The organism is Myxococcus sp. CA051A (genome assembly GCF_013336705.1).
GTDB classification, from domain to species: domain Bacteria; phylum Myxococcota; class Myxococcia; order Myxococcales; family Myxococcaceae; genus Myxococcus; species Myxococcus llanfairpwllgwyngyllgogerychwyrndrobwllllantysiliogogogochensis.
On record NZ_JABUMS010000020.1, the window covers coordinates 34,365 to 58,760 of the forward strand.

The following is a 24,396-nucleotide window of genomic DNA, read 5'->3' on the forward strand; positions in this document are numbered from 1 at the left end:
GGATGTCACCCACCCAGACGACACATCCTGGCTCCGAGGACGCGCCGCCGCCGCTGTTGCGCCCGTATGGGCCCTACGTGCTGGTTCGGAAGCTGGCCGAGGGCGGCATGGCGGAGATCTTCCTCGCCAAGCTGCTGGGCGCGGACGGCTTCGAGCGCAACGTCGTCATCAAGCGGATGCTGCCGCACCTGTCGAGCATCCCTGACTTCGTGGAGATGTTCCGGGACGAGGCGCGGCTGGCCGCGAAGCTCACGCACCCCAACATCGTCCAGATTCAGGAGTTGGGCTTCACCGAGGGCTGCTACTACATCTGCATGGAGTACCTCGCGGGCGAGGACTTCTCCACGACGCTGCGGCTGGCCGGTCGTCGGCGGCAGTATCTGCCGTTCCCGATTGTGCTGCGGGTGCTCATCGATTCGGCGCGAGGGCTGCACTACGCGCACGAGTTCACGAATGACATGGGGCAGCCGCAGAACGTGGTCCACCGCGACGTCTCTCCGTCGAACCTGTACCTGACGTATCAGGGGCAGGTGAAGGTGCTGGATTTCGGCATCGCCAAGGCCGAGTCGCGGCTCGCCAACACGCGCACCGGCGTCGTGAAGGGCAAGTACATGTACATGGCGCCGGAGCAGGCGAAGGGCGGGGAGGTGGACCGTCGCGCGGACATCTTCGCGCTCGGCGTCAGCCTGTTCGAGGCACTCACGCACGTGCGGCCCTTCTCGCGAGAGAACGACCTCGCGGTGCTCAACGCGCTCTTGCACAACGAGTTCAAGCGCCCGCGCGAGCTGCGGCCCGACCTGCCCGTCGAACTGGAGGCCATCGTCCTGAAGGCGATGTCTCCGTTTCCGGAAGACCGTCACCCCACGGCGGAGGCGTTCGCCGAGGACCTGGAGGCCTTCCTCGGCGAGCACCTGAGCGCCGCCGGCACGCCGCAGCTCAGCGCGTTCCTCCGCTCCCATTTCGGCGAGGAGCGCTTCACGGAGCGCACCCGCATCCCCACGCTGGCCTCGCTCTCCGCGGCCCTGGGGGTCGTGACGCAGGCCACCGGGTTGATGGAGACGGGGACGAACGTGGTGGGCGCTCCGGTCTCCGTGGGCGGAAGCACCGATGTCGCCACCGCGCGCGCCTGGGGGGCCCGTTCCCCCGCGTCGTCATCGGGACTGGTGCCCGCCGCGACGAAGACGCCGGCCACCGAGACCTCCGTTCCACCCGTCGAGGCCCCGCGTTCCCGAGGCTGGCGTCCGCTCGTCGTCGGCCTCGCGGGAGGCTTGCTGCTCGCGAGCGTGGGGCTCGTGGGATACCGGCAGCTCGTCGCGCCCGCGTCGTCGGGTGGCGAGGTGGCGGCTCACGTGCCCACGGCTCCCGCGAATGACGTGAGCATGAAGGTCCAGAAGCCTGAGCCGGTCCCCGTGCCCACTCCGCCAGAGGTGGTGGCCGCGCCCGTGGGGACGACCGTGCAGGGGCCGGAGGCTGTCCCGACCACCCCTGAAGGTAATCCGCCAGCGGCCGTGGGAGCCCAGGCGGCGCTGCCGGGCAAGGGCGACGACGAGGTGGCCGAGAAGCCGCTGAAGGCGCCACCGGCCAAGAAGCGCATGACGCTGGGCGTGGGGGACATCACCCGCGTGGTGGAGAAGGGGCGCTCGCGCATCACCGCGTGCTTCGAGAAGAACCGCGCGGACCTGCCGACGAGCGAAGGGCAGGTGCAGGTGGAGTTCTCCATCGTCTCGTCGGGTGCCGTGCGTGCGGGCGTGCGCGGACCGCTGGCCGAGACGGCGGTGGGCCGCTGCCTCCAGTCCCAGGCGCAGCGGCTGCGCTTCCCGGCGCATCGCGACGAGGAGGTCAACGTACTGGTGCCGTTCGCCTGGCGGCTGACCCGGTAGGAAGCGCGGCGCCGGTGTTTGGCGCCGCGGGGTGCCTCAGAGGTCGCGGCGGGCGGACAGTGCCTTCGCCAGTGTGGCCTGGTCGGCGAACTCCAAATCACCACCCATGGGCAGGCCCTGGGCGATGCGGGTGACACGCAGACCCATGGGCTTGAGCAGTCGCGTCAGGTACAGCGCGGTGGCCTCGCCCTCGACGTCCGGGTTGGTGGCGAGGATGAGCTCCTCCACCCGGCTGTCGTTGAGGCGCTCCAGCAGTTCCTTGATGCGAAGCTGCTCGGGGCCCACGCCTTCGAGCGGAGACAGCACGCCGTGCAGGACGTGGTAGCGACCCTTGAACTCCCGGGTGCGCTCCAGCGCCATCAGGTCGGCGAAGGTCTCCACGACGCACAGCACGCGGTCGTCACGGCGGTGGTCGCGGCAGAAGCCACAGGTCTCCGTGTCGGTGAGGGAGAAGCAGCGCACGCACAGGTGCACCTTCTCCTTCACCTCTCGGATGGCCTGCGACAGGTCCGCGGCGTACTCACCGGGAGCACGCAGAATGTGGAACGCGAGGCGCTGGGCGGTCTTTTCGCCAATGCCCGGCAGCTTCGCGAGCTGGGCGACGAGGCGGTTCAGCGGATCGGGCGTCATCCGGTATCAGGTAACGCCGGGGATCTTGATGCCGCCGGAGATTTTGGCCAGCTCGCGCTGCATGTGCTGACGGCTGCTCGCCAGGGCGCCATTCACGGCGGCGATGATGAGGTCCTCGAGCATCGACGTGTCGTTCGGGTCGATGACTTCCTTGTTGATCTTGATGCTGCGGATCTCCTGGATGCCGTTGGCCACGACGGTGACGCGGCCATCGCCAGCCGTGGCCTCGACGGTCTCCTCGGCCAGCTGCTGCTTCCGCTCTTCAATCTTCTCCGTCAGCTTGTTCGCCTGCCGGATGAAGTAGTTCAGGTCGACGCCAGGCATGTGCTTCCTCGGTACTCGGGGGAGCGGCACCCTTCATGGGTCCGCTCGGGCGTGGAGTGTGGCGCGCACCCTACCGTTGCGCGGGGACAAAGTCAGGCGCTGTCGTCGGGAGCTTCGATTGGAGCGTCGGCGGGCGAGGCGGCGGCGGGGCGCTCGGGCTCGTAGATCTGGATGTGCTCGATTTCTCCACCCAGCCTCAGGAGCACGGCGCGGACCGAGGCGTGGTTGCGCACCTTGCTCTCGGTGTTCTTCTCGTGGGTGGCCCGGCTCTGTGCGTCACGCTCGGCGATGCTGAGCGAGGCCCGCGTGTCGTCTGCGGACACGTCCTGGAAGGACAGCTTCACCGCTCGGCCGAAGTGCTCGGCGAGGAGCTTGTCGATGATGGTCTTCCCCGCCGCGGCGGACACCGTCATCCGGTGCAGGCCGGCGGAGGGCAGGAAGCCGAGGATGATTTCCCCGGCCTTCATTGACACGAGTCGGCCGTTGGCGAGCGCGGTGCCGTGCCGGAGGGAGGAGGCCTTGACGCTCTCCACCGCGGCCCGCCAGCGCTCAATCAGCGGGAGGTTCGGGTTGTCGCGGCCTCGTGCCCCCGCGGGTGCGGGCGAGGTGGCGAGCACGGGAGGCGGCTCCGGCTCCGGCTCGGCGGCGGGAAGCTCGGGTTCGGGGATGCACTCGCCGGAGGCACAGCCGCCCGGGGAGGCTTCCTCCGGGTAGAAGCGCGAGTCCTCGTCGTCGACGGCCACGGACTCGGGCGGGCCCGGTGGGGCTTCCGGCTTGCGGACGTTGATGACGCGGACACTGGGCGCGGGCTCGGTGGTGCGAGAGAGCGGGGTGGCTCCGGCGTGAGGTCCGGGCGAGCCCACGGGCGCGGAGGGGGCGGTCCCGACGGAGGGTGGGGTGGCGGTGCCCTGGCGCAGGAAGGACAGGGGACGCGCGGCCGAGGGGGGCAGTCCGTCCAGCACGGGGCCCGAGGGCAGGGGAGTCTCGACGGCGAAGCCGCCGGGGCGAGGAGGGGCTTCCGTGCTGGTTTGCCCGCCCGTGGCATTGCGCAGGAAGGACAGGGGACGCGCGGCGGAGGGCGGCAGGCCGGCGATCACCGGGCCGGTGGCGGCGACGGGAGGCGCGACGGTGGGGGTCGGAGGTGGGCTCCACGCACCCGAGGGTCCTGAGTCTGATGTGCCGCCAGAGTGCTGAGGCAGCTCGATGTCATCCGGAGGCTCGGCCACGTAGTCCGACTCGTCGTAGCGCGAGGCTCCGAAGTCACGCGGCGCAGCCTGGACGTTTGGGGCCTGCGGGCCTTGTGCGGACTCGGCGTAGCGAGCGGTGTTGGCGTCGGGAGGAATCCCGTCCGAGTGCGGCGTCTGGCCCTCTTGCGTCGACTCGGTGAATCGAGCGGGCCCTGCACCGAGCGGTGCTTGAGGAACCTGGGTGTGCTCGCTGACTCGAGCCGCGCCCGTGTCGCGAGGTGCTCCCTGGGTCGACCACGGCGCATCCCCCCCTATCCGAGTATCGACATCGGAGAGAGGCCCGGACGCGCTTCCAGCGGGCGCCGGTACCGAAGGGGCACGCGCTATCGAAGCAGCGGAATCAAAGGCTGTACCGCGAGCCTCCCAGGTGGGGGGAGGCGGGGCGGAGACTTCCGGACGAGGATCCTGGCGGGGCTCAGGCGCGAAAGTTCGTGGAGCTGGAGCGACCTCCTGGCGCTCCAGCATTGGTCTTGTTGGCACCCTCACCCTGGGGAAGTCCGGCGGCGAGCCGGTCTACCCGCGCCAGCAGCTCCGGAATGGATCCACCCGGCGACAACTGGATGGCCTTCAGGAGCGCCATCTCCAACGCGAGCCTTGGCTGCGCCGCACGGGACACATCCCAGACGCTGCCGTGCACCACGTCGAACAGGCGGGTGAGCTGCGCGCTCTCCGCTTCCTTCGCCAGCGCGATGAGCGCCTTCTGCTCGGACTCAGCCAGTTCGGCGGGCGCCTCGCCCAGCGTCTTCGTGACGAAGAGGTGGCGCAACTGGAGCGCCAGCTCCTCCGCGAGCCGCTTCAAGTCGAGCCCGCGGTTGAAGACCTCCTCCACGCGCTCGAGTATGCGCTTGGCGTCCTTGCGCACCAGCGCCTCGGCGAAGTCCTGCACCATCGTCCGGTCGATGGCGCCCAGGGCCTCGGCGACTTCTTCATCCGTCGGACTGGCGCCACACGAGGCGAGCACCTGGTCCAGGAGGCTCAGCGCGTCGCGCATGCCGCCCTCGGACTGGCGCACGACGAGCGACAGCGAACGGTCGGAGATGCCCGCGCCTTCCGCCTTGCAGATCTCCTGGAGCCGCTGGAGCATCCGCGCCGCGGAGATGCGGCGGAAGTTGTGACGCTGGCAGCGCGAGAGAATCGTGTCCGGGAGCTTGTGCGCCTCCGTCGTCGCGAAGATGAACTTCACGTGACCGGGCGGCTCTTCCAGCGTCTTGAGCAGCGCGTTGAACGCCGCTCCGGACAGCATGTGGACCTCGTCGATGATGTAGATCTTGTGCCGGTCTCGCTGCGGCAGGTACTTCGCGTTCTCGCGAATCTCTCGGACGTTCTCGACGCCGTTGTTGGACGCACCGTCGATCTCCGCCACGTCCACGCTGGTGCCGTTGGCGATTTCGATGCACGCCCGGCACTCGCCGCACGGAGTCGCCGTGGGGCCCTTCTCACAGTTGAGGGCCTTGGCGAGCAGTCGAGCGGCCGTCGTCTTGCCGACACCACGAGGGCCGCAGAACAGGTACGCATGAGCGACCCGGTCCATCTTGATGGCGTTCGCGATGGTCCGGACGACGTGCTCCTGTCCGGTCATGTCATCGAACTTCTGCGGGCGCCATTTACGCGCGAGGACGAGGTAGCTCATGGGGGCCTTCATCTAAACACGATGGCGCGGAGGATCCATCTCCAGGCGCTGGGACTCAGCGTCCCAGGGCCTTGAGGACCACGCCCGCGGCGTTGTGGCCGGCCGCGCCGATGACGCTGCCGGCGGGGTGACAGCCCGCGCTGCAGAAATAGAGCCCCTGCACCGGCGTCTCGTAGGGCAGCCGGTCGGTGAAGCCCCGCTTGTTGTCCACATGGTGGATGTGGCCCCCCGTGATTCCGAAGTGGCTCTCGATTTTCGGGGGCGTGAGGGCGAAGTACTCCTGCACCTTGTCACTGGTCCCCGGGGCGAAGCGGTCGCAGATGGAGAGCAGATGTTGCACGTACCGCGACTCCTCCTTCTCCCACGTGGTGCCCTCCAGCTTGTAGGGCACCCACTCCACGAAGAGGGCGGAGTTGTGGTGCCCGTCGGCGTCGCGCAGCGTGGGGTCCACGGTGGTGTGGATGTACCACTCGATGGAGGGGAACTCCGACAGCTTGCCCGCCTGCGTCTCGCGGTACGAGCGCTCCAGCGCCCCGAGCACGTCGTCCTCCTGCGGCAGCAGGTGGATGGTGGGACCGAACTGGCCCTTGTCCTCGGGCAGACAGGTGAACCTGGGCAGGTCCTTCAGGCACAGGTTCACCTTGAGCGTGGTGCCCGGCACCGCCATCGCGTTCACCTTCGCGCGGTAGTCCGCTGGCAGCGCCGCCGAGTCCACCAGCTTCAGCGTGCGGAACGGGTCCCCGTTGGAGATGACGACGTTGGCGCTCAATTCCTCGCCATTCTCCAGCACCACGCCCTTCACCACGCCCGCGTCCACGCGAACCGAGGTCACCTTCGCGCCCGTGCGGATGGTGGCGCCGTACTTGCGCGCGACGTTGGCGATGGCCTGGGTGACGGTGCCCATGCCGCCGCCGACAATCATCCACGTGCCGCCGCTGCCGGGCAGTCGGCACATGTTGTGGACGAGCAGGTTCATCCCTGTCCCCGGCGTGTCATAGCCGCCGTCCAGCCCGGAGAACGCGTCCGTCACCGCGTACATCGCCTTCACGAAGTCGGACTTGAAGCGGAAGCGCTCCAGGTACTGGCGCGCCGAGCCCCGACACAGCTGGATGAAGTTCTGCCGCAGCGCGGGACGGATGTAGCGCTCGGCGGTCTCCTCGATGGAGAGCGGGGGCAAAAGCCACGAGGGGGCCAGGTCGTCGCGCAGCGCGCCCAGCTCCGTGTTCATCGCCTGGTTGGCCTCCCAGTCCTCCTGGGAAAAGAACTCCAGGAACTGGCGCTTCAGCTCGCGCTCGTCCGAGCCGAACAGCAGATATCGCTTGCCCGTGGTGGGCAGGAAGTAGTGCGGGTCCCTCCGCTTGAGGGGCAGGTCCAGCTCCAGCTCGCGCAACAGCTCCGGCGGCATCAGGCCCAGGAGGTACGCGCCCGTGGACACGCCAAGCCCCGGCGCGCTCTTGAACGGGTACTCCGTGCGGCACGCTCCGCCAATGACGTCCTTGTCCTCCAGGACAGTGACTGACAGGCCCCGGCGCGCGAGCATCGCCGCTGTCACGAGCCCGTTATGTCCCGCTCCCACCACGATGACGTCCGGCATGTGTCTTCCTCCTCAGGGAACCGCGTTCCTACCCGAGCGAGGGCCTGCCGGACAAACGTCACCTGGCTTGCACCCGGGCGCGGGGCCGGGGAGAGTCCCCACCGCCCGTGTCCGCACCCCTGCCCGACGCACCCACCGCCCCCGTGTCGCTCGAGAACCCGCCGGCCGATGCTCATCGTCCCGAGCCTCGGAAGCACACACTCCTCACCTGGTTGTCGCTCGCGGGTGTGGCGCTCCTGCCCGCCATCGTCGCCGTGACGCAGCTGGGCCGCATCCATCCCGACGAGGTGTATCAGGCCCTGGAACCCGCCTACTGGCGCGTCCACGGCTACGGGGTGCTGGCATGGGAGTGGCGCGATGGCATCCGCAACTGGGCTGTGCCTGGGGTGCTGGCGGCCTTCCTCAAGCTGGCGCGGATGCTCGGCATCACCGACCCCCAGGGCTATCGCGCGGTGGTGGCCCTCCCTCAGCTCGCGCTGCATGCGTGGAGCCTGTGGGCCGCATACCGCTTCTCCGCCCGTCGAGCCGGCCCCGTGGGAGGCTGGCTGGCCGTCCTGCTGCTGGGCCTCTATGGGCCGGTGCTCGTCTTCGCCGGACGCACGCTGGCCGAGTCGTTCTCCACGTCCTTCCTCGTGGTGGCCATGGAGGCGTTGGACCGGCGCGAGCGCGAGGGCAGGGCGGGCCTCGTCGGTGGCGCGGCCCTGGGGTTCGCCGTGGTCACGCGCTACCCGTCCGCCATCTGTGTCGTCGCGGCGCTGCTCTGGTTGATGGCCGCCCGACGCTGGAAGCTCCTGGCCTTCACCTGCCTGGGGGGACTCGTGGTGGCCGCGGGGCTGGGCCTGCTGGACCACGTCACCTGGGGCAGCCCCTTCCATTCGTTCTTCAAGTACGTCCGCTTCAACGTCCTGTCCGGAGAAGCGGCGGCCCGTTTCGGCTCGGCGACCCCGGGCTTCTACGCGATGCCCCTGTTGATGGCGGTCCCCCTCTGGGGCTGGGCCGCCGTGCCGCTGGGCCTCTGGGCCCTGAAGCGCAAGGCCGGCGTGTCCCTGCCGCTCACGTGTGCGGGCATCTACCTGGCGGTGCTGCTGGCCACCGCGCACAAGGAGGAGCGCTTCCTCTACCCGGCCCTGGTGCTGGGACTCCTCGCCGCGGCCCCCGTTATCGCCGCCTTCATCACCTCGCGGGCCCACGGGGCAGTGCGCTGGGGGCTGGCCACGGTGGCGCTGGCCTCGGGGCTCGCTTCCGCGTTCTTCTTCCCGCCCAATGATCTCCGCGCGGACCAGTTCCGCGCCATCGTCGCGGCGACCCGGATGGGAGGCGCGACAGGGCTGGTCATCGTCAACGAGGGGCTGTGGGGCTCCGGCGGCTTCTTCTACCTGGGCCAGGAGATTCCCTGGCTCACCTGCGACTGGCCCCGGGACGGCGCCTTCCAGCAGGGCATGCGCGAGCGGCGCTTCAATCGCGTTGTCACCTTCGAGGACCGGGCCCTGCCTGAAATCCAGGCGGCGGGCTTCCGAATCGCGAAGCGCATTGGCCGAGAGACGCTGCTCGTCCGCGACTGAAGCCGAGTCAGAAGCTCGGTAGGGGAGGGCGTGAGCAAGGCGCCTGGCGTCCCCTCGTGTTCTTGCCCGCAAAGGCGAAGAGCCAGACCCCCGAAACGGGAGACTGGCTCTTCAGAACGGCCGGGACACACGCGGTAGATCGCTACCGTTGCTTCCTTCCGGACCTGGCGGGGTTCGCGCCCCCACGTTGTCCCGACCACAAAGGATGTAGACATCGACTGCTGAAACAACAACTACGGAGAGGGTGGGATTCGAACCCACGATACCCTTTCAGATATACACGCGTTCCAGGCGTGCGCCTTCAACCGCTCGGCCACCTCTCCAAGAAGTCTGGAGCGGAGAGCGTAGGATTCGAACCTACGATACCGTTCCCGGTATGCCTGATTTCGAGTCAGGTGCCTTCGACCACTCGGCCAGCTCTCCAAGTATTCAATTGTCGCGTCGTTTCGCGCGCAAGCGCTCGAAGAACGACTTTAGAAGAATCCGGCTGTCTTCCGCCAGGATACCACTCGTGACCTGGAGCCGGTGGTTGTGACGAGGCTCTTCGGCCAGATTGTAGAGAGAGCCGACTGCACCTGCCTTCGGGTCCATGGCGCCAAAGACGAGGCGCGTCACCCGGGACTGCACCAGCGCACCGGCGCACATCGCGCACGGTTCCAACGTCACATAAAGCGTGACGCCCGTCATCCTCCAGACCCCCAGATGCCTGCGAGCGGCATCCAGTGCGAGGACTTCCGCATGGGCAAGGGGATTGCGGTCCACTTCGCGACGGTTGAAACCCGTTCCAATGATGTTTCCATCATGGACCGCTACCGCACCGACGGGGACCTCTCCGAGTGTCGCGGCTTCCCGCGCGAGCGCGAGCGCCTGCTGCATGAAAGCTTCGTCGTCACTCATGGAGACGGCGTGAAAAGAAGGGAGCGCTCCCTGGAGGATTCGAACCTCCGGCCTTCGGATTCGTAGTCCGACGCTCTATCCAGCTGAGCTAAGGGAGCAAAATCTTCACGCACTGCTACAACAACAGGTGGCGGAGAGAGAGGGATTCGAACCCTCGATACCCTTTCGAGTATGCAGGTTTAGCAAACCTGTGCCTTCAGCCTCTCGGCCATCTCTCCAACTCTTCTCTGTCAAAGAACCGCAAAATTCAAGCACAAATTCGGAGGCGGTAGGATTCGAACCTACGGAGAGCTTGCACCCTCTGCGGTTTTCAAGACCGCTGCCTTCAACCGCTCGGCCACGCCTCCATACAACAACTTCAGCCGGCGGTGTCCCTCGGACCGACGTCGACCGTGGGGCCGCCCTTCTACCTCATTCCGCGCCCGTTGCAAGCGGATGATCACAGTTCTAGAGCGGCTTCAGTTCCTTGATGCCGCCCATGTAGGGCCAGAGCACTTCCGGGATGGCGACGGTGCCGTCGTCCCGCTGGTAGTTCTCCAGGATGGCGATGGAAGTGCGGCCCACCGCGAGCCCGCTGCCGTTCAGGGTATGGACGAGCTGCGGCTTGTCCCCCTTCTGGGCCCGGAAGCGAATCTTCGCCCGGCGGGACTGGAAGTCGCCGCAGTCCGAGCAGGACGAAATCTCCCGGTACGCGTTCTGCCCCGGCAGCCAGACCTCGATGTCGTACGTCTTGCGGGCGGAGAAGCCCATGTCTCCGGTGCACAGCAGCATCACCCGGTGGTGCAGGCCCAGGCGGCGCAGGATGTCGCACGCGTCGTCCGTCATCGACTCCAGCTCTTCCAGGCTCTTGTCGGGCTGGGCGAACTTCACCATCTCCACCTTGTGGAACTGGTGCTGGCGGATGAGGCCGCGGGTGTCCTTGCCGGCGGCGCCCGCCTCCGCGCGGAAGCACGGGCTGAAGGCGCAGTAGCGGATGGGCATCGACTCGCCCTCGAGGATTTCGTCCGCGTGGTAGTTGGTGACGGGCACTTCCGCGGTGGGGATGAGGAAGCGCTCGGGGTCGCCCAGCGTCTTGAAGGCGTCGTCCTCGAACTTGGGCAGCTGGCCCGTGCCCATCATCGTCTCGCGCAGCACCAGGTAGGGCGGAAGCAGCTCCGTGTAGCCCTTCTGGGTGTGCACATCGATCATGAACGTGACGAGCGCGCGCTCAAGCCTCGCCAGGGCGCCCTTGTAGAAGGTGAAGCGGCTGCCGGAGACCTTCGCGGCGCGCTCGAAGTCGAGCATGCCCAGCTTCTCCCCCAGCTCGAAGTGCTGCTTCGGCGTGAAGGGCAGGTTCGGCTTCTCACCCCAGCTCTTCACCTGGACGTTCTCGTCCGCGCTGGCTCCCACGGGCACGGACTCGTGCGGCAAGTTGGGGATGAGCAGGAGGATGCGGTCGATTTCCTCCTCCACCTCCTTGAGGCGGTTCTGCTTGTCCTTGATGTCCTGGGAGACGGCGCGAAGGTCGCCGCGCAGCGCGTCCAGCGCCTTGGGGTCCTCCTTCGCCTTCTGCTTCATCTCCTCGTTGGCGGCGTTGCGGCGCGCGGCCAGCGCCTCCATGGAGGCGAACAGCTTCCCGCGCTCGGAGAACAGCGCCTGGAAGGGGCCGAGGTCCAGGTTGCCGCCCCGCGTCTTCAGGCGAGCGACGACCGCATCGAAGTTCTGCGCAACGTTCCGGAGGTCCAGCATGTGGGACGCCTTGTAGTCACCCTCGGTGGGCGTCAGCAAGACTCCTCGCGCCCGGGGTGCTCAAGGGCGGACGCCCCGACCGCCGGGGGCCTGACGCCGGCCATCCCTGGAAGGACGGCCGGCTGTCGGCTGCCGGCTAGTTCTGCAGGTCGTAGATCTCTTCCTCGATGTCCTTCTTGTCCGTCGCGTCCGGCTTCTTCACGAGGTAGTCCTTGAAGGCCTGCACGGCTTCCCGGCGCTTGTTCTTCTCCTTATAGGCGAAGCCCAGGTAGTAGTAGGTCATCGGGTTTTCCGGCTCGACGCTGGAGGCCTTGCGGTACCAGTCGATGGCCTTGGCGTGCTGGGCCTGCTCGGTGAAGGCGCGGGCGACCTTGTAGTAGACGTGAGTCAGCTTCGCGTCCGCCTTGAGGGCCGTCTGGTAGCGCTTGATGGCGTCGTTCCAGCGGGCCGCGTTGAAGTACGCGTCGCCGATGGAGCCGAGCACCCGGGTCCGGCGCGGGTCTGACTTGAGGCTGTCCTCGAAGGAGGAGATGGCCTCGTCGAACTCGCCGTTCTCCAGGTGGGCGTGGCCGAGCGCCTCGTGCGCGTCGGCGTTGGCCGGGTCCAGGTCCACGGCGGTGTTCCACTCGCGCATGGCGTCCGGCAGGTTCTTCGCGTCGCGGAGGATGACGCCGTAGGCGTAGTGGTAGTCGGGGCGCTTGGGGGCGCGCTCCACGGCCTTGCGCATGGCGTCCATGGCCTGGGTGAACTCCATCCGCTTCGCCTTCACGAGCGCCAGGTAGTAGAGCGCCTCGTGGTTGGAGGGCTCGTTGCTCAGCGCGAGGCCCAGGTTGCTCTCCGCGCCGGGCAGGTCTCCGCGCTCCAGCAGCACCGCGCCCAGGGTGATGGGAATCGTGGTGGAGCGAGGGTCCTCGGCCTTGGCCTTCTCCAGCTCGGCCACGGCTTCGTCGAGCTTGCCCAGGCGCCACAGCACGATGCCGCGCTGCAGCCGGCCGTCCTTCAGCAAGTGGGGGTCCAGCTCCAGGGCGCGGTTGGCCTCCGTCTGAGCCTTCTCCAGGTCGTTGTTGAGCAGCGCCACGCGCGACAGGCCCAGGTGGGCGTCGGCGAGGTTCGGGTCGAGCTGCACGGCGCGCTCGAACTCCTGCTGGCCGAGCAGCGCGTTGTTCTCCGCCAGGGCCAGTTCACCCAGACCGGCGCGCACGCCCGCGAGGTCCGGGGCCTTGGTGGCGGCCTGTTCCAACTGGGTGCGGGCCTCCGCGTTGCGGCGCTGCCGCAGGTAGAAGCGGCCCAGGTAGAGGTTGGCCTCCACCAGGGTGGCGTCCGCGGCGATGGCGCGCTTGTAGTGGCCCTCCGCCTCGGAGAGCTTGTCCAGGGCGTCCTCGATGCGGCCGTAGAGGTAGGCGATGCGGGCCTCATTGGGGAAGCTCCCGCTGGCCTTCTGCACCGCCTCCAGCGCGGCCTGCATCTTCCCGGTCATCACCAGCGAGGTGATGTGGCCGTCGGCGTACTCCAGGTTGTCGCCCTCTTCTGAGGCCAGCGCCGTGTACAGCGGCAGGGCGCCTTCGTAGTTGCGCTGGGCGCGCATCACGTGGGCCAGCTGCGCCTTGAGGAAGTCGGACTGAGGGTCCTTCTCCAGGGCGGACTTCAGCTCCGCCTCCGCCTCCTTGGGCTTGTGCTGGTGGAAGAGCGCCACGCCCTTGAGTCCCCGGGCGCGAGCGAGCTCCGCGGGACCGAGCGCGGACTGGACGTCCTCGGCGAGAGCCTCGTCCACGGACTGGGTGCCCTTCTCGGCATCCTTGCGCACCAGCAGCTGCACGGCCGCGAGTTCCACGGCTGAGGCGGCGTGCTTGCGGTCGGCCTCGAGCGCGGCGGCGTACGAGGCGGCGGCCTCGTCGGCACGGCCCGCGGCCTGGTGCAGGTTGCCCAGCGCGTGGTGGGCCTTGGCGGACTTGGGGTCCGCGGCGAGCACCTTCTTCAGCGTCTCGATGGCGCTGTTCTGGTCGCGCTTCATCGCCTGGGCCTCGGCCACGAGGAAGGCCAGCTCCAGGTCCGCCTGATTCGCCTCGCGGCTGAAGGCGTCCAGCAGCGGGGGCAGCGCCGCGTCCGCCTGTCGGGAGGTGAGCGCGAGCGACGCGGCCGCCTTGATGACGTCGACGTCCTTCTCGCCCAGCAGCGCGATGTCCGCCATCGCCTCGCGGCAGCGGCCCATGTCGGCCATGTCGGCCGCGGCGTACTTGCGCTGCAGGTAGTAGACGGACTGGCACCACAGCGAGCGCACCGCCGGATACTCCTTCTCCTGGAGCGCCTGCGCGGAGAGGGTGTGCGCCTGCTTGTAGCTGGCGAAGGTGTCCTGGAGGAGCGCCTGGCGCGCCTGGCTCACGAGCTGCGCCTGGGGCGAGCCGTCCGAGACGCGCGCGGGGAAGATGGCCCGGCGACCGAAGGCGCCGTAGCGCGTGCCGAACTCCGTGCCCACGCCGATGCCCAGCATCAACACGGCCACGCCGGCGGCGACGAACAGGGGGATGCGCTTCTTGATCTTCGCGTCGGCGCCGCTGCGGTCCACGACGGAGACCGCGGCCATGCGGCCTTCGTAGAGCTGTTCCAGGCGACGCATGTTCGCCTGCGTTCCACCCGGGTCGGCGCGAGGGGCTTCGGAGTCCGACGCGGTGGCGACGGGCGCGGCGGCCACGACCTTGGACGGGCCCTCCATCAGCCTCTGGATGGCGGAGGCGAAGGTGGGGATGGTGCCGATGGCCGACCACGACTCCGAGTCCAGGGAGACGTCCTCGTTGCCGAGCAGCTGCCCGTCCTCGAGCATCTTGACGACGACGCCCTCGTCGAACGGGCCGAACACCTTGCCGGAGCGACGGCGGACGTGGAAGCGGCGCACCTTGGCGCCGGCCTGGCCCGTCTCGCGGCTCGCGGCGTCGTCGATGAAGGACAGCATCTCCAGGCCGTCCGCCGGACCCGCGTTGGGCGGGGGCGGCAGCGGGTCGGAGAGGTCCGCTTCCAGGTCGTCACCGGGCCTCGCGGTGGGGTCGAACTCGAGCGAGTCCGGGATGCCGGGCGACGCCGCGGGAGTCGGCGGCATCCCGAAGTCCACGTCGCCGAAGTCCACCGAGGGGTTGAACGACGCGGGAGGCGCGGCGGGAGGCGGGGGCTCGGCGAAGTCGAGGCTGAAGTCCGGCACCGGCGCGGGCGCGGAACCGAAATCCGCGTTGAACCCGGGCGAGGGGGGCGAGGCGAAGTCGAACGACAGGTCCTGCGGCTGCGCGGCTGGCGACGGCAGGTCGGAGAAGTCCATCCCGGGCGCGGCGGGCGACGGCAGGTCCGAGAAGTCCATCGCTCCCGCGGTGGGCTGCGACGCGGAGAACGGATCCTCCCCCGCGGGCACGGGCAGCTCGGCGAAGTCGAACGACGGTCCCCCCGAGGGCGGAGGCGGCAGCGCGAAGGGGTCCTCCGTCATCGGCGCCTGCGCATACGCGGGAGGCGGAGGCAGCGCGAAGGGGTCTGCTTCCAACGGCGGAGGCGGCAGCGCGAACGGGTCCTCCGTCATGGGCGCCTCCGCGTACGCGGGAGGCGGAGGCAGCGCGAACGGGTTCGCCTCGACCGGGTAGCCGGCATGTGCGGGGTTGGGCGTGGGAGGCAGCGCGAAGGCGGTGGCTTCGCCGCTCGGGGTCTCGACGTCGAAGGCGAAAGGATCCGCTTCAGGCTGCGCGGGCACGGGAAGCGCGTCGTCGGAGAAGTCGAAGTCGCGCGCGGTGCCCGTCACGTCGGGCATTTCGACGGAGCCGTGGGCCAGGTCCACCGGCGGCGCCAGCGAGTCGTCCGAGAAGTCGAACTCGCGCCCCGCCTTGGGCGGAGGGGGTGCCGCGGGCCGCGGCGGCTCGCGGAACGCCGCGTTGGGCATCGGAATGGCCACGACCCGCGTCACGTCCCGGTCCTGGCGGACGGGCGGCTCCACGTCGTCGAAGCCCTCGCTGAACGCGTCCACCGCGCCCGGCAGGGGAATGGCGCCAGACGAAGACGCGACACCCGGCAGCGGGATGGCACCGGAGTCGAAAGGCGCGGAGGCACCAGGCAGTGGAATGGCGCCCGCGTCGTAGCCGAAGTCATCCTGCGGCGCGGAGGCGCCGGGCAGCGGAATGGCGCCCGCGTCGTAGCCGAAATCATCCTGCGGCGCGGAGGCGCCGGGCAGCGGAATGGCGCCCGCGTCGAAGGCGAAGTCGTCGTGCGGAGCGGAGGCACCGGGCAGCGGAATGGCGCCCGTGTCGTAGCCGAAGTCGTCTTGCGGAGCGGAGGCGCCGGGCAGCGGAATGGCACCCGCGTCGTAGCCGAAGCCATCGGACTGTGGCGCGGCGCCCGGGAGGGGAATGGCCTCGTGCCCCAGGGCGATGGCCCCCGAGGGCGCGGCGCCCGGGAGGGGAATCGCGATGGCGCCCGACGGCGCGGCCCCGGGGAGGGGAATCGCGGCGGCGCTCGGCGCGGACGCACCAGGCAGGGGAATGGCGGCGGCCGACGGAGCAGGCGCGGCAGGGGCCGCTGCGCTCACTCCCTCGGGTCTGATGGGGAAGGTGGTCTGGCACCGGGCGCACTTGAGCTTCGCGCCACCCGGGGGGATCCGCTTGTCATCGATGTTGTAATTCGTCTGGCAAGACGGGCAGGAGACTTTCATGGGGTTCCTTCGACGGGACCGGCGCGCGCAGGCTACCAGAGGCGTTTCCAGCCCGGAAAGAACGCGCCAGCCCGCAGTGGAAGCGGTCCCCCCCTTTACTCCCAGGCGGGCGGCCGAGGGGGCTTGAGATTTCGCGCCCCTGGCACCGCGCGTTCGGCTCCCCCTCACCCGGAGGAGGTGGTAGGACCGACCCGGTATGGAACCCATCGTCATCCTGGGAGCGGGGCTCGCGGGTCTCTCCACCGCCCATTTCCTCCAGAAGCCCTGGCTCCTCATCGAGAAGTCAGACCGGGTCGGCGGCCTCATCAAGACCGAGGTCATCGATGGGTGTTATTTCGACCCCACCGGGCACTGGCTCCACCTGCGGGACGCCGAAATCCAGGAACTGGTGAACACGCGCTGGCTGCCGGGGCAGATGGTCCGTATCCAGCGCAAGGCGGGCATCTTCACGCGCGGCGTCTTCACGCGCTTCCCGTACCAGGTGAACACCCACGGGCTGCCGCCGGACGTCGTCGCGGAGAACCTCGTCGGGTACGTGGAGGCCATCTACGGCGAGAAGGGCCGAGCGCTGCGTGAGCGGGAGCCTCGCGACTTCGAGGAGTTCATCCTCCGCTACATGGGCGAGGGCTTCGCGAAGAACTTCATGGTGCCCTACAACCAGAAGCTCTGGACGGTGCACCCCCGTGAGCTGTCCGCCGCCTGGGTGGGTCGCTTCGTGCCCCGGCCCTCTCTCAAGGAAGTGGTGGACGGAGCGCTCGGCGCGGGCAGCGACGCGGTGGGCTACAACGCGTCCTTCGTCTACCCGCGCGAGGGCGGCATCGAGAGCCTGGCCCGCGCCATCCTGCGAGACTTGAAGGGCGGCGAGCTGAGTGTCCGCACCGAGCCCACCTCCATCGACTGGAAGGCGCGCAAGGTCGTGCTGTCCGACGGCCGGACGCTGTCCTACTCGGGGCTGGTGTCCACCGTGTCGCTGCCCGGCCTGGTGCGACTCCTGGCCCAGGGCGCCTCGGGAGTTCCCGACGAGGTTGTCGCCGCCGCGAAGCGTCTGCGCGCCACCACCGTCACCTACGTCGCCGTGGCCGCCAAGGGCGCCAACCGGCAGCCCTGGCATTGGATCTACCTGCCGGAGCCGGAGTTCCACACGTACCGCATCGGCTCACCCTCGGCGGTGTACGACGCGCTGGCCCCCAAGGACACCGCGACGTTCTACGTGGAGTACAGCCACCACGGCGAGCTGTCCCCGGCCGCCGCGGAGAAGTACGCCGTGGAGGACCTGCTGCGCTCGCAGATGATCCACTCCGCGGACGACGTCCTCTTCGCCCAGGCCCGGGAGATTCCCCACGCCTACGTCCTCTACGACGACGCTTACGGGCCCGCGAAGGCGGAAATCCTCCGTTTCCTGGAGCACGCGGGCATCCTCACGGCGGGCCGCTACGGACAGTGGGAGTACTCGTCCATGGAGGACGCCATCCTTGGCGGGCGGGCGTGTGCCCGGACGCTGAACGGCTGACGAAGTCGAGACGCGCCGCGCCGCATCTTGTCGACGGGTGGCGCGGGGCATGCTAGGCGGACCGGACCGCAGCCTGTCCGGACCTGATTCCATGGCACCGCACCTGTCCGTCGTCATCCCTGTCTACAACGAGGAGTCCATCATCACCTCGGCGGCGGACGAGCTCCGCCAGGGGTTGGATGCGCGTGGACTCGACTACGAAATCATCTTCGCGGAGAACGGCTCCCGGGACGCCACGCCGCGCATCCTCGACGAGCTGTGCGCGAAGCACCCGCGCCTGCGCTGGTTCCATTCGGAGCGCCCCAACTACGGCGTCGCCCTCAAGGCCGGCATCAGCATGGCCCGGGGCACCTACGTCATCTGTGACGAAATCGACCTCTGTGACGTCACCTTCTACGACGCGGCGCTGCCGCGCCTGGAGCGGGGCGAGGCGGACATGGTCGTGGGTTCCAAGGCGGCCAAGGGCGCCAGCGACCAGCGCCCCCTCATCCGCCGCGCGGCCACCCGGGTGCACAACAAGCTCCTGAAGGTGACGCTGGGCTTCCAGGGCACGGACACGCACGGGCTCAAGGCCTTCCGCCGCGAGGCGCTCCTCCCGGTCATCCAGAAGTGCGTGGTGGACATGGACGTGTTCGCCAGCGAGTTCGTCATCCGCGCCTGGCGCGAGGGGCTGAGGGTGATGGAGATTCCCATCCAGCTCCACGAGAAGCGCCAGCCGTCCATCCACCTCTTCAAGCGCGTGCCCAACGTGCTCAAGAACGTGGGCAAGCTGTTCTACGTCATCCGCATTCGCGGCACGTGAGCAGGGGAGGGCGCGCACCGTGAGGCTGGCGTCCATCTCCGTCGACCTCGACTCCCTGCCGCACTACTGCCGCATCCACGGCCTGCCGGAGTCGCTGCTGGATGCGCGTGCCCGCTCCCTCGTCCATGCCGTGGCGGTGCCTCGTTTCCGCGAGCTGCTCGACACGCTCGGCGCGCCGGGCACCTTCTTCGCCATCGGCGAGGACCTGGAGGCGGACACCATTGCCTCCTCGGGTATGCGCGCGGCCCATGAAGCGGGCATCGAGGTGGCCAGCCACAGCCACTCGCATGACTACGCCCTCACGCGCCGGGGCCCCGCCGCCATCCTGGAGGACCTGCGGCGCGCCGATGCGGCCATCCTCGCGGCCACGGGCGTACGGCCCGAGGGCTTCCGCGCGCCGGGCTACACACTGAACGCGGACCTCTACGCGGCCACCGTCGAGCTGGGCTACCGGTATGGCTCCTCCGCGTTTCCCGCCACGCCGTACTACGCGGCCAAGGCGGCGGTGATGGGCGCACTGTCGCTGATGGGGCGCCCGTCTCGCTCGGTGCTCGACACGCCTCGCGTGCTGCTCGCGCCCCGCGTGCCGTACCGCCCGGACCCGGCCCGGCCCTATCGACGGGGCACAGGCTCGGTGCTGGAGCTGCCCATGGCGGTGACGCCCGTGCTGCGCTTCCCCTTCATCGGCACCTTCGCCACCACGCTGCCGCTGCGGACCCTGCGAGGTGCGTGGCGCTCCTGCCGCCGCGACGCGTTCTTCAACTTCGAACTCCACGGCGTGGACGTGCTGGACGCAACGGACGGGATTCCCGGCGAGCTGGTCCGACAGCAGCGGGACCTGCGCGTCAGCGCGACGCGGAAGCTCGAGCGGCTGCGTGAAATCTTCGGCTGGCTGAAGTCCGAATGCGACATCGTCACGCTGCGCGACGCGGCCGGGCGGCTGTCCGCCACGCTGTGAGCGTCACCTGGCCACGGCGGGCGAGCCGAGCACGTCCACCACCGAGTCCAGCACGCGCGGGTCGGTGAGCATCCACGGGTGGAGCAGCACGGGAAAGGTGCGCTCGCTGGCCCCCGGAAGCCGTGAGCTGGAGGCGGGGAGGATGGTCAAATCCCACGGCGTCCAGAAGCTGTGCACCTCCGTGCTGCCCCAGGGACGAGGGTCCTGCTGGAGTGCCCGCAGGAGCCTGCTGCCGGGCCTCATCTGCGCCACGCCCTTGCCTCGTCCCAGGAACGCCAGTCCCGTGCCCGCATGAGGGCCGGAGATGGAGACGAAGCGCCTCACCACCAGACGCCCTCCGAGCAACTGCACCCAGTAGCGCGTGACGAGCGCCCCCATGCTGAAGCCCACCACGTCCACGCGGCGGGCGCCGGTGCGTGCACGCAGGGCCTCGGCCTCACGGGCCACCTGCCGGGCCAGCACGGGAATCCCCTCACTGCCGTTGTTGGGGACCATGGAGACGGCGTGGACATGGGGCCAGCCCTCGCGCTCCAGCCGGCGGCGCAGCAGGTCGAAGGCGCTGGCGTCGTCGCCAATGCCATGGACGAGCAGCACGGGCGCGCGCTGCTCCACGGGCGCCAGCCGTGAAGACGACGCGGCGAGCGCGGCGGCCGTCACGGCACACCCCGAGAAGAGCCAGGCCAGGCCCAGCAGGACGAGCATCGTGCGCATGCGGGGCGAGACATGGCGACGTCACCCCTGGCTGGCATGGGGCCACGGGGGCATTCGTCCACTCGTGGCGGCCCGGGGCTCAGGTGCCGTCACGCAGTGCACTCCAATCCGCTCGCACCTGGTCGGCATAGGCCCGCGCGAAGGCCGACAGCCGGCCCGTGGCCTGTGCCGCGTCGTCGCCCACCCAGGACCTCAGCTCGCGCGCCTGCTTGGGCGTGGCGCCGTGGGCCCGAGCCAGGACCTGGCCCACCTGGGTGAAGACCGAGACCAGGTCCTTCTTTCCCGTCAGCGCCCCGTCTCCCAGCTTCGCCTTCTCCGGCTCCAGCTCGCGCACCAGGAAGGCCCGCCCTCCCATGCGAGTGGCACCGGTGAGCGGGTTGGCGTGGCCGGAGAGCCTGCGCTGCGCGTCCACCACCGCGCTTCCGTCCGCTGGAAGCGGAGGCGACTCCACGCTCGGGGCGAGCAGCTCCTTCAGCTCCAGCAGCACCGGAGGCGCCTTCGGGTCCGCAGCGCGCGCCAGCACCCAGTACCGCTCCAGCCCATAGCTGCTGCCGCCCGCGTCCAGCCGCTGGGCCACGTCCAGCACGCGCGGCGGCAGGGCGATGTCCTGCCGTCCCGTCAGCGCGGCCAGGGAGTCCGCCAGGGCGGCCCGCACCTCCCGCTGCTTCGCGGGGGAGACCGACTTCAACGTGTCCGAGGTCCGGAAGCTCGCGGCGTCAGGGCCCTCCAGCCGGGCATGTTTCTTCACCAGGGCCTCTCGCGAGGTGTCGTTCGCGTCCCCGAGGAGGTCATCCACCGGGCCGGTGGCCTCCTTCTTGGTGAGGAATGCCCCGGGGTTCTCCGCGCCTCCGGCGAGCGACTCGAGTGTCGAGAAGTATGCGTCCGCGAAGGCCCGGAGGACGACCTCTTGTTCCTTGGAGGACAGCCCCGACTCGCGCGCGGTGAGCACGGCGCTGGTCGCCATGCGCGTCAGATCCACCTCCGGCGAGCCGCGCCCGGCCTGGTCGAAGTCGTTGAGTCCCCACATCGGCTTGCCCTCTGGCCCGCGGAAGGTGCCGAGGTTTCCCACGTGCGCGTCACCCACCACCGGGATTCGGGGCGCGGGGCGGTCCACCAGCCGGGACTCGGCGGAGTAGGAGCCTCGCAGGTCCGCGTGGAAGAGCGCGGGCATCATCCGGAAGAAGGACGACGGGCGCTCGCGCATCAACGCCAGCTTCTCCTCGAGGCGCGCCGGAGGCAGGTCCAGCCGCGCATGGAAGTCCTGGCTGAACGTCACCGCCTGCCCGGGCGCGCGTCGGAGGGTGGACGCGGAGGCCCTGTCGCTGCTGGCGGGCGCCGAGACGGGAGCTGCGGCCTTCGGGGTGGAAGCCGCGGGGCGGGGAGGAATTCGCATGGGCGTGGGCTCCTCACGTTATCCCGGATGGGCACGGCAAGGTTTCCCCACTCCCGGTACGGGGGCCGGTGGTGTAAAGAACCAGGGATATGCTGGAGCGACTCGGCGACCGAGTGAAGAAGGGCCTGCGCGAATGGACCGACCGCCTGGCCAACGACGAGCAGAAAGAGCGGATGCAGGCCCTGGTTCGGCCTGAGAACGAGTACGGGGTCGACCCGTTCGGCTACAACCTCGACTTCAGCCTGTCGGCGGTGGCGCCCTTCCTGTGGCTCTACCGCAACTACTTCCGCGTGGAGACCTACGGCATCGAAAAGGTCCCCGCCGGCCGCGTGCTGCTGGTGTCCAACCACTCCGGCCAGCTCCCCCTGGACGGCGCCATGATTGGCGTCTCCCTGATGCTGGAGGCCAGTCCGCCCCGCGCCATGCGCAGCATGGTGGAGAAGTGGGTGCCGTCCCTGCCGTACGTCTCCACCTTCATGGCGCGCATGGGCCAGATTGTCGGCACGCCGGAGAACTGCCGGCGGCTCCTGGAGTCCGACGAGGCCATCCTCGTGTTCCCGGAAGGGCTGCGCGGCATCAACAAGCTGTGGCCCCAGCGCTACCAGCTCCAGGAGTTCGGCCTGGGCTTCATGCGCCTGGCGCTGGAGACGCGCACGCCCATTGTCCCCGTGGCCGTCGTCGGCGCCGAGGAGCAGGCCCCCGCGCTCATGGACCTCAAGCCCGTGGCGAAGCTGCTCGGCTTCCCGTCCTTCCCCGTCACCCCCACGGGCCTGCCCTTCCCGCTGCCCACCAAGTACCGCCTGTACTACGGCGACCCGATGCACTTCACGGGACGCCCGGACGACGAGGACAGCGAGCTGGACAAGAAGGTCCGCACCGTGAAGGCGGCCATCCAGTCCATGCTTCACCAGGGACTCAAGGAGCGTCGCGGGGTGTTCTGGTGAGCGCCCGCACCCCAGCTGACGGTGTTATGAGGCTCGCACCATGAGACCGGCCGTCGTCGTCACGGGTATCAGCGGCAACCTCGGCCGCACCCTCGCCAAGCTCCTCCACAAGCACGAGCGCATCATCGGCATCGACCGGCGTCCCTTCGTGGGCCGGCCGAAAGACGTGGAGATGTACGAGCTGGACCTGCGCAAGAAGAAGGCGGAGGACGTCTTCCGCAAGAACGAGGTCCGCGCCGTCATCCACATGGGCATCATGCATGACCCGCGGATGAGCGAGGAGGAGCACCACTCCTTCAACGTCGTGGGCACCACGCGCCTGTTGGAGTACTGCGCGAAGTACGGCGTGAAGAAGGTCGTCGTGTTGTCCTCGGCGAACGTCTACGGACCCAGCCCGGACAACTCCAACTTCCTCACCGAGGACGCGCCGCTCATGGCGGCCAGCCGCTTCTCCGGCGTGCGGGACTTGATTGAAGTGGACATGCTCGCGCATGGCTTCTTCTGGAAGCACCCGCACATCGAGACGGTGATTCTGCGGCCCGTCCACATCGTCGGGCCCACCATCAAGAACGCGCCCTCCAACTACCTGCGCCTGCGCCACCCGTGGATGCTGGCCGGCTTCGACCCCATGGTGCAGCTCATCCACGTGGAGGACGTCGCGCGCGCCATGGTGGCGGCCCTCCGCCCGGAGCCCAAGGGCGTCTACAACATCGTCGGCCCCGGCGAGGTGCCCCTGTCCGCAGTGATGCGCGAGCTGGGCAACTCCCCCATCCCCGTCCCGCACCCCCTGGCCCGGCCCCTACTGGGCATGCTCTTCAAGTACCGCATCGCCAACTTCCCGCCCCCGGAGCTGGACCACATCCAGTTCCTGTGTGCCGTGGACGGCAGCCGCTGGGTGCAGGACGTGGCCTGGAAGCCCCACTACTCCATGCGGGAAACCATCCGCGCGGTGCAGGCCGAGTAGGGAAGGAAAGTCCGAGGGTTCCCTGACACGGTTGTCGTGCATGGCACGACGCCGGAGGCTGGACCCTCTGACAGGAGTGTCAGCACCCCGACGGCCTGCCCCCCTCATTGTCGGGCGGCCGCGAGTGCAAGCCCTTGAATCTCCAATGCAGGGCCCCGCACGCCACCCCCGGTGCGCGGAGTGGCATCGCCATTGCTCTAGGTTCCGGCGTCACCGCGCGGCGACGCGGGCCTGAACAACACCGTCGCCCCGCTCACATGTCAGGGCGCTCCATTGGGGAGCTCCCGACGCCCATCGACTCGGCCGGCCCCGAGCCGATGGGCGGATTCTTGTAGGGCACTCCATTGGGGAGTTCCCGACGCCCATCGACTCGGCCGGCCCCGAGCCGATGGGCGGATTCTTGTAGGGCGCTCCATTGGGGAGCTCCCGGCGCCCACCGCCTCGGCCGGCCCCGAGTCGGTGGGCGGTTTCTTTTCAGGGCAGCGCGCCCTTCAGCTCGTCCACGAAGGGCCCCGCGTCCTGCCGCTCCAGGAGCCACACGCCGTCCCGGAAGACGAACTCCGAGACGACGACGGCGGTGTTCTCCGAGGCGGACGGCAGGCGCATCCACTGGATGCGGCTCTGCACCGTGGCGTGCGCCCCGTCCTCGGCCAGCCGCACCTCCTCGATTTCGTAGTCGGTGATGGAGAGGTCCCGCTCGTCATGGAGCTCGACGCGGGCGCGCGAGAACGCCGCGCGGCGCTCCGGGACGAGGAGGCGGGAGGCGCTCCGGAAATCCTTCCACCGGATGAGCTGGTGGAACTTGTCCACGGTGGGCTTGAGTTCTTCCAGGTCGGATTTCTTGGATACGGTTGCGCATCCCGACAGGGCGAGCGCGAGAAACAGGGCAGGCAGGCGATTCACAGGGGGAACGGTAGCATCCGGTGGCCGCCCGGGACGAGAGCACG

At 69.1% G+C, this 24,396-nt stretch carries 18 protein-coding genes, 5 tRNA genes and 1 other RNA gene; 7 read left to right on the forward strand and 17 right to left on the reverse strand.

Annotation, left to right across the window (positions count from 1 at the left end; translation table 11 throughout):
- Positions 1-2: 2 nt before the first annotated feature.
- Positions 3-1,880 (forward strand): protein kinase, encoded by a 1,878-nt coding sequence (locus tag HUA74_RS38035; protein ID WP_174458524.1) that lies wholly within the window; start codon positions 3-5, stop codon positions 1,878-1,880.
- Positions 1,881-1,916: 36 nt separating this feature from the next.
- Here HUA74_RS38035 and recR read toward each other — a convergent pair whose 3' ends face one another.
- The 5 genes from recR to HUA74_RS38060 all read right to left on the reverse strand — a co-directional run bounded on the left by recR (position 1,917) and on the right by HUA74_RS38060 (position 7,305).
- The gene (recR, locus tag HUA74_RS38040) at positions 1,917-2,510 is read right to left on the reverse strand and encodes a recombination mediator RecR (protein WP_141649169.1); all 594 of its coding nucleotides are present in this window, start codon (positions 2,508-2,510) and stop codon (positions 1,917-1,919) included.
- A 6-nt stretch (positions 2,511-2,516) separates the two neighbouring features.
- A complete protein-coding gene (locus HUA74_RS38045; RefSeq protein ID WP_141649168.1) occupies positions 2,517-2,834 on the reverse strand; it encodes a YbaB/EbfC family nucleoid-associated protein in 318 nt (105 codons plus the stop codon).
- Between the two features lie 92 nt (positions 2,835-2,926).
- Entirely contained in the window at positions 2,927-4,060 is a 1,134-nt protein-coding gene (locus HUA74_RS38050) for a DNA polymerase III subunit gamma/tau (protein WP_371817376.1), read from the reverse strand.
- Between the two features lie 436 nt (positions 4,061-4,496).
- A complete protein-coding gene (gene dnaX, locus HUA74_RS38055; RefSeq protein WP_141647245.1) occupies positions 4,497-5,711 on the reverse strand; it encodes a DNA polymerase III subunit gamma/tau in 1,215 nt (404 codons plus the stop codon).
- Positions 5,712-5,766: 55 nt separating this feature from the next.
- Positions 5,767-7,305, reverse strand: a complete 1,539-nt coding sequence (locus HUA74_RS38060) for an NAD(P)/FAD-dependent oxidoreductase (protein ID WP_174458525.1) — start codon at positions 7,303-7,305, stop codon at positions 5,767-5,769.
- 107 nt (positions 7,306-7,412) lie between these two features.
- Here HUA74_RS38060 and HUA74_RS38065 point away from each other — a divergent pair, with 107 nt between their 5' ends.
- Positions 7,413-8,867 carry a glycosyltransferase family 39 protein gene (locus tag HUA74_RS38065; protein WP_174458526.1) on the forward strand — a complete coding sequence of 485 codons (1,455 nt, stop codon included), beginning with the start codon at positions 7,413-7,415 and terminating at the stop codon, positions 8,865-8,867.
- 110 nt (positions 8,868-8,977) lie between these two features.
- Here the strand turns inward: HUA74_RS38065 and ffs are convergent.
- From ffs to HUA74_RS38110, 9 genes are all read right to left on the reverse strand, one after another.
- Positions 8,978-9,070, reverse strand: an RNA gene (gene ffs / locus HUA74_RS38070) — signal recognition particle sRNA small type.
- 33 nt (positions 9,071-9,103) lie between these two features.
- Positions 9,104-9,190: transfer RNA gene (locus HUA74_RS38075), tRNA-Ser, on the reverse strand.
- A 13-nt stretch (positions 9,191-9,203) separates the two neighbouring features.
- Positions 9,204-9,290 (reverse strand) — tRNA-Ser (locus HUA74_RS38080).
- Between the two features lie 6 nt (positions 9,291-9,296).
- Complete coding sequence (tadA, locus tag HUA74_RS38085) at positions 9,297-9,764, reverse strand: tRNA adenosine(34) deaminase TadA (RefSeq protein WP_174458527.1); 468 nt, start codon at positions 9,762-9,764, stop codon at positions 9,297-9,299.
- Positions 9,765-9,788: 24 nt separating this feature from the next.
- A tRNA-Arg gene (locus HUA74_RS38090) sits at positions 9,789-9,862 on the reverse strand.
- A gap of 30 nt (positions 9,863-9,892) precedes the next feature.
- Positions 9,893-9,982: transfer RNA gene (locus HUA74_RS38095), tRNA-Ser, on the reverse strand.
- 42 nt (positions 9,983-10,024) lie between these two features.
- Positions 10,025-10,111: transfer RNA gene (locus HUA74_RS38100), tRNA-Ser, on the reverse strand.
- Positions 10,112-10,211: 100 nt separating this feature from the next.
- Positions 10,212-11,492 carry a serine--tRNA ligase gene (gene serS, locus HUA74_RS38105; RefSeq protein WP_141647255.1) on the reverse strand — a complete coding sequence of 427 codons (1,281 nt, stop codon included), beginning with the start codon at positions 11,490-11,492 and terminating at the stop codon, positions 10,212-10,214.
- Between the two features lie 136 nt (positions 11,493-11,628).
- Positions 11,629-16,167, reverse strand: a complete 4,539-nt coding sequence (locus tag HUA74_RS38110) for a tetratricopeptide repeat protein (RefSeq protein WP_174458528.1) — start codon at positions 16,165-16,167, stop codon at positions 11,629-11,631.
- A 196-nt stretch (positions 16,168-16,363) separates the two neighbouring features.
- Here HUA74_RS38110 and HUA74_RS38115 point away from each other — a divergent pair, with 196 nt between their 5' ends.
- The 3 genes from HUA74_RS38115 to HUA74_RS38125 all read left to right on the forward strand — a co-directional run bounded on the left by HUA74_RS38115 (position 16,364) and on the right by HUA74_RS38125 (position 19,437).
- Positions 16,364-17,677 carry an NAD(P)/FAD-dependent oxidoreductase gene (locus HUA74_RS38115; RefSeq protein ID WP_174458529.1) on the forward strand — a complete coding sequence of 438 codons (1,314 nt, stop codon included), beginning with the start codon at positions 16,364-16,366 and terminating at the stop codon, positions 17,675-17,677.
- A gap of 91 nt (positions 17,678-17,768) precedes the next feature.
- Positions 17,769-18,479: a glycosyltransferase family 2 protein gene (locus tag HUA74_RS38120; RefSeq protein WP_141647250.1), complete on the forward strand. Its 711-nt coding sequence runs from the start codon at positions 17,769-17,771 to the stop codon at positions 18,477-18,479.
- 19 nt (positions 18,480-18,498) lie between these two features.
- Positions 18,499-19,437, forward strand: coding sequence for a polysaccharide deacetylase family protein (locus tag HUA74_RS38125; RefSeq protein WP_174458530.1), 939 nt, complete (start codon positions 18,499-18,501; stop codon positions 19,435-19,437).
- 3 nt (positions 19,438-19,440) lie between these two features.
- Here the strand turns inward: HUA74_RS38125 and HUA74_RS38130 are convergent, their stop codons facing one another.
- The gene (locus tag HUA74_RS38130; RefSeq protein WP_254625446.1) at positions 19,441-20,148 is read right to left on the reverse strand and encodes a triacylglycerol lipase; all 708 of its coding nucleotides are present in this window, start codon (positions 20,146-20,148) and stop codon (positions 19,441-19,443) included.
- 79 nt (positions 20,149-20,227) lie between these two features.
- Positions 20,228-21,541, reverse strand: coding sequence for a DUF2252 family protein (locus HUA74_RS38135; protein WP_174458531.1), 1,314 nt, complete (start codon positions 21,539-21,541; stop codon positions 20,228-20,230).
- Between the two features lie 89 nt (positions 21,542-21,630).
- Between HUA74_RS38135 and HUA74_RS38140 the strand changes: the two genes are divergently transcribed.
- Both HUA74_RS38140 and HUA74_RS38145 read left to right on the forward strand, forming a co-directional pair.
- Entirely contained in the window at positions 21,631-22,485 is an 855-nt protein-coding gene (locus HUA74_RS38140; protein ID WP_141647253.1) for a lysophospholipid acyltransferase family protein, read from the forward strand.
- Between the two features lie 40 nt (positions 22,486-22,525).
- Complete coding sequence (locus HUA74_RS38145; RefSeq protein WP_174458532.1) at positions 22,526-23,449, forward strand: SDR family oxidoreductase; 924 nt, start codon at positions 22,526-22,528, stop codon at positions 23,447-23,449.
- Positions 23,450-23,923: 474 nt separating this feature from the next.
- On the opposite strand, the gene HUA74_RS38150 is transcribed toward HUA74_RS38145, so the two are convergent.
- A complete protein-coding gene (locus tag HUA74_RS38150) occupies positions 23,924-24,352 on the reverse strand; it encodes a hypothetical protein (RefSeq protein WP_174458533.1) in 429 nt (142 codons plus the stop codon).
- Between the last annotated feature and the right edge of the window lie 44 nt (positions 24,353-24,396).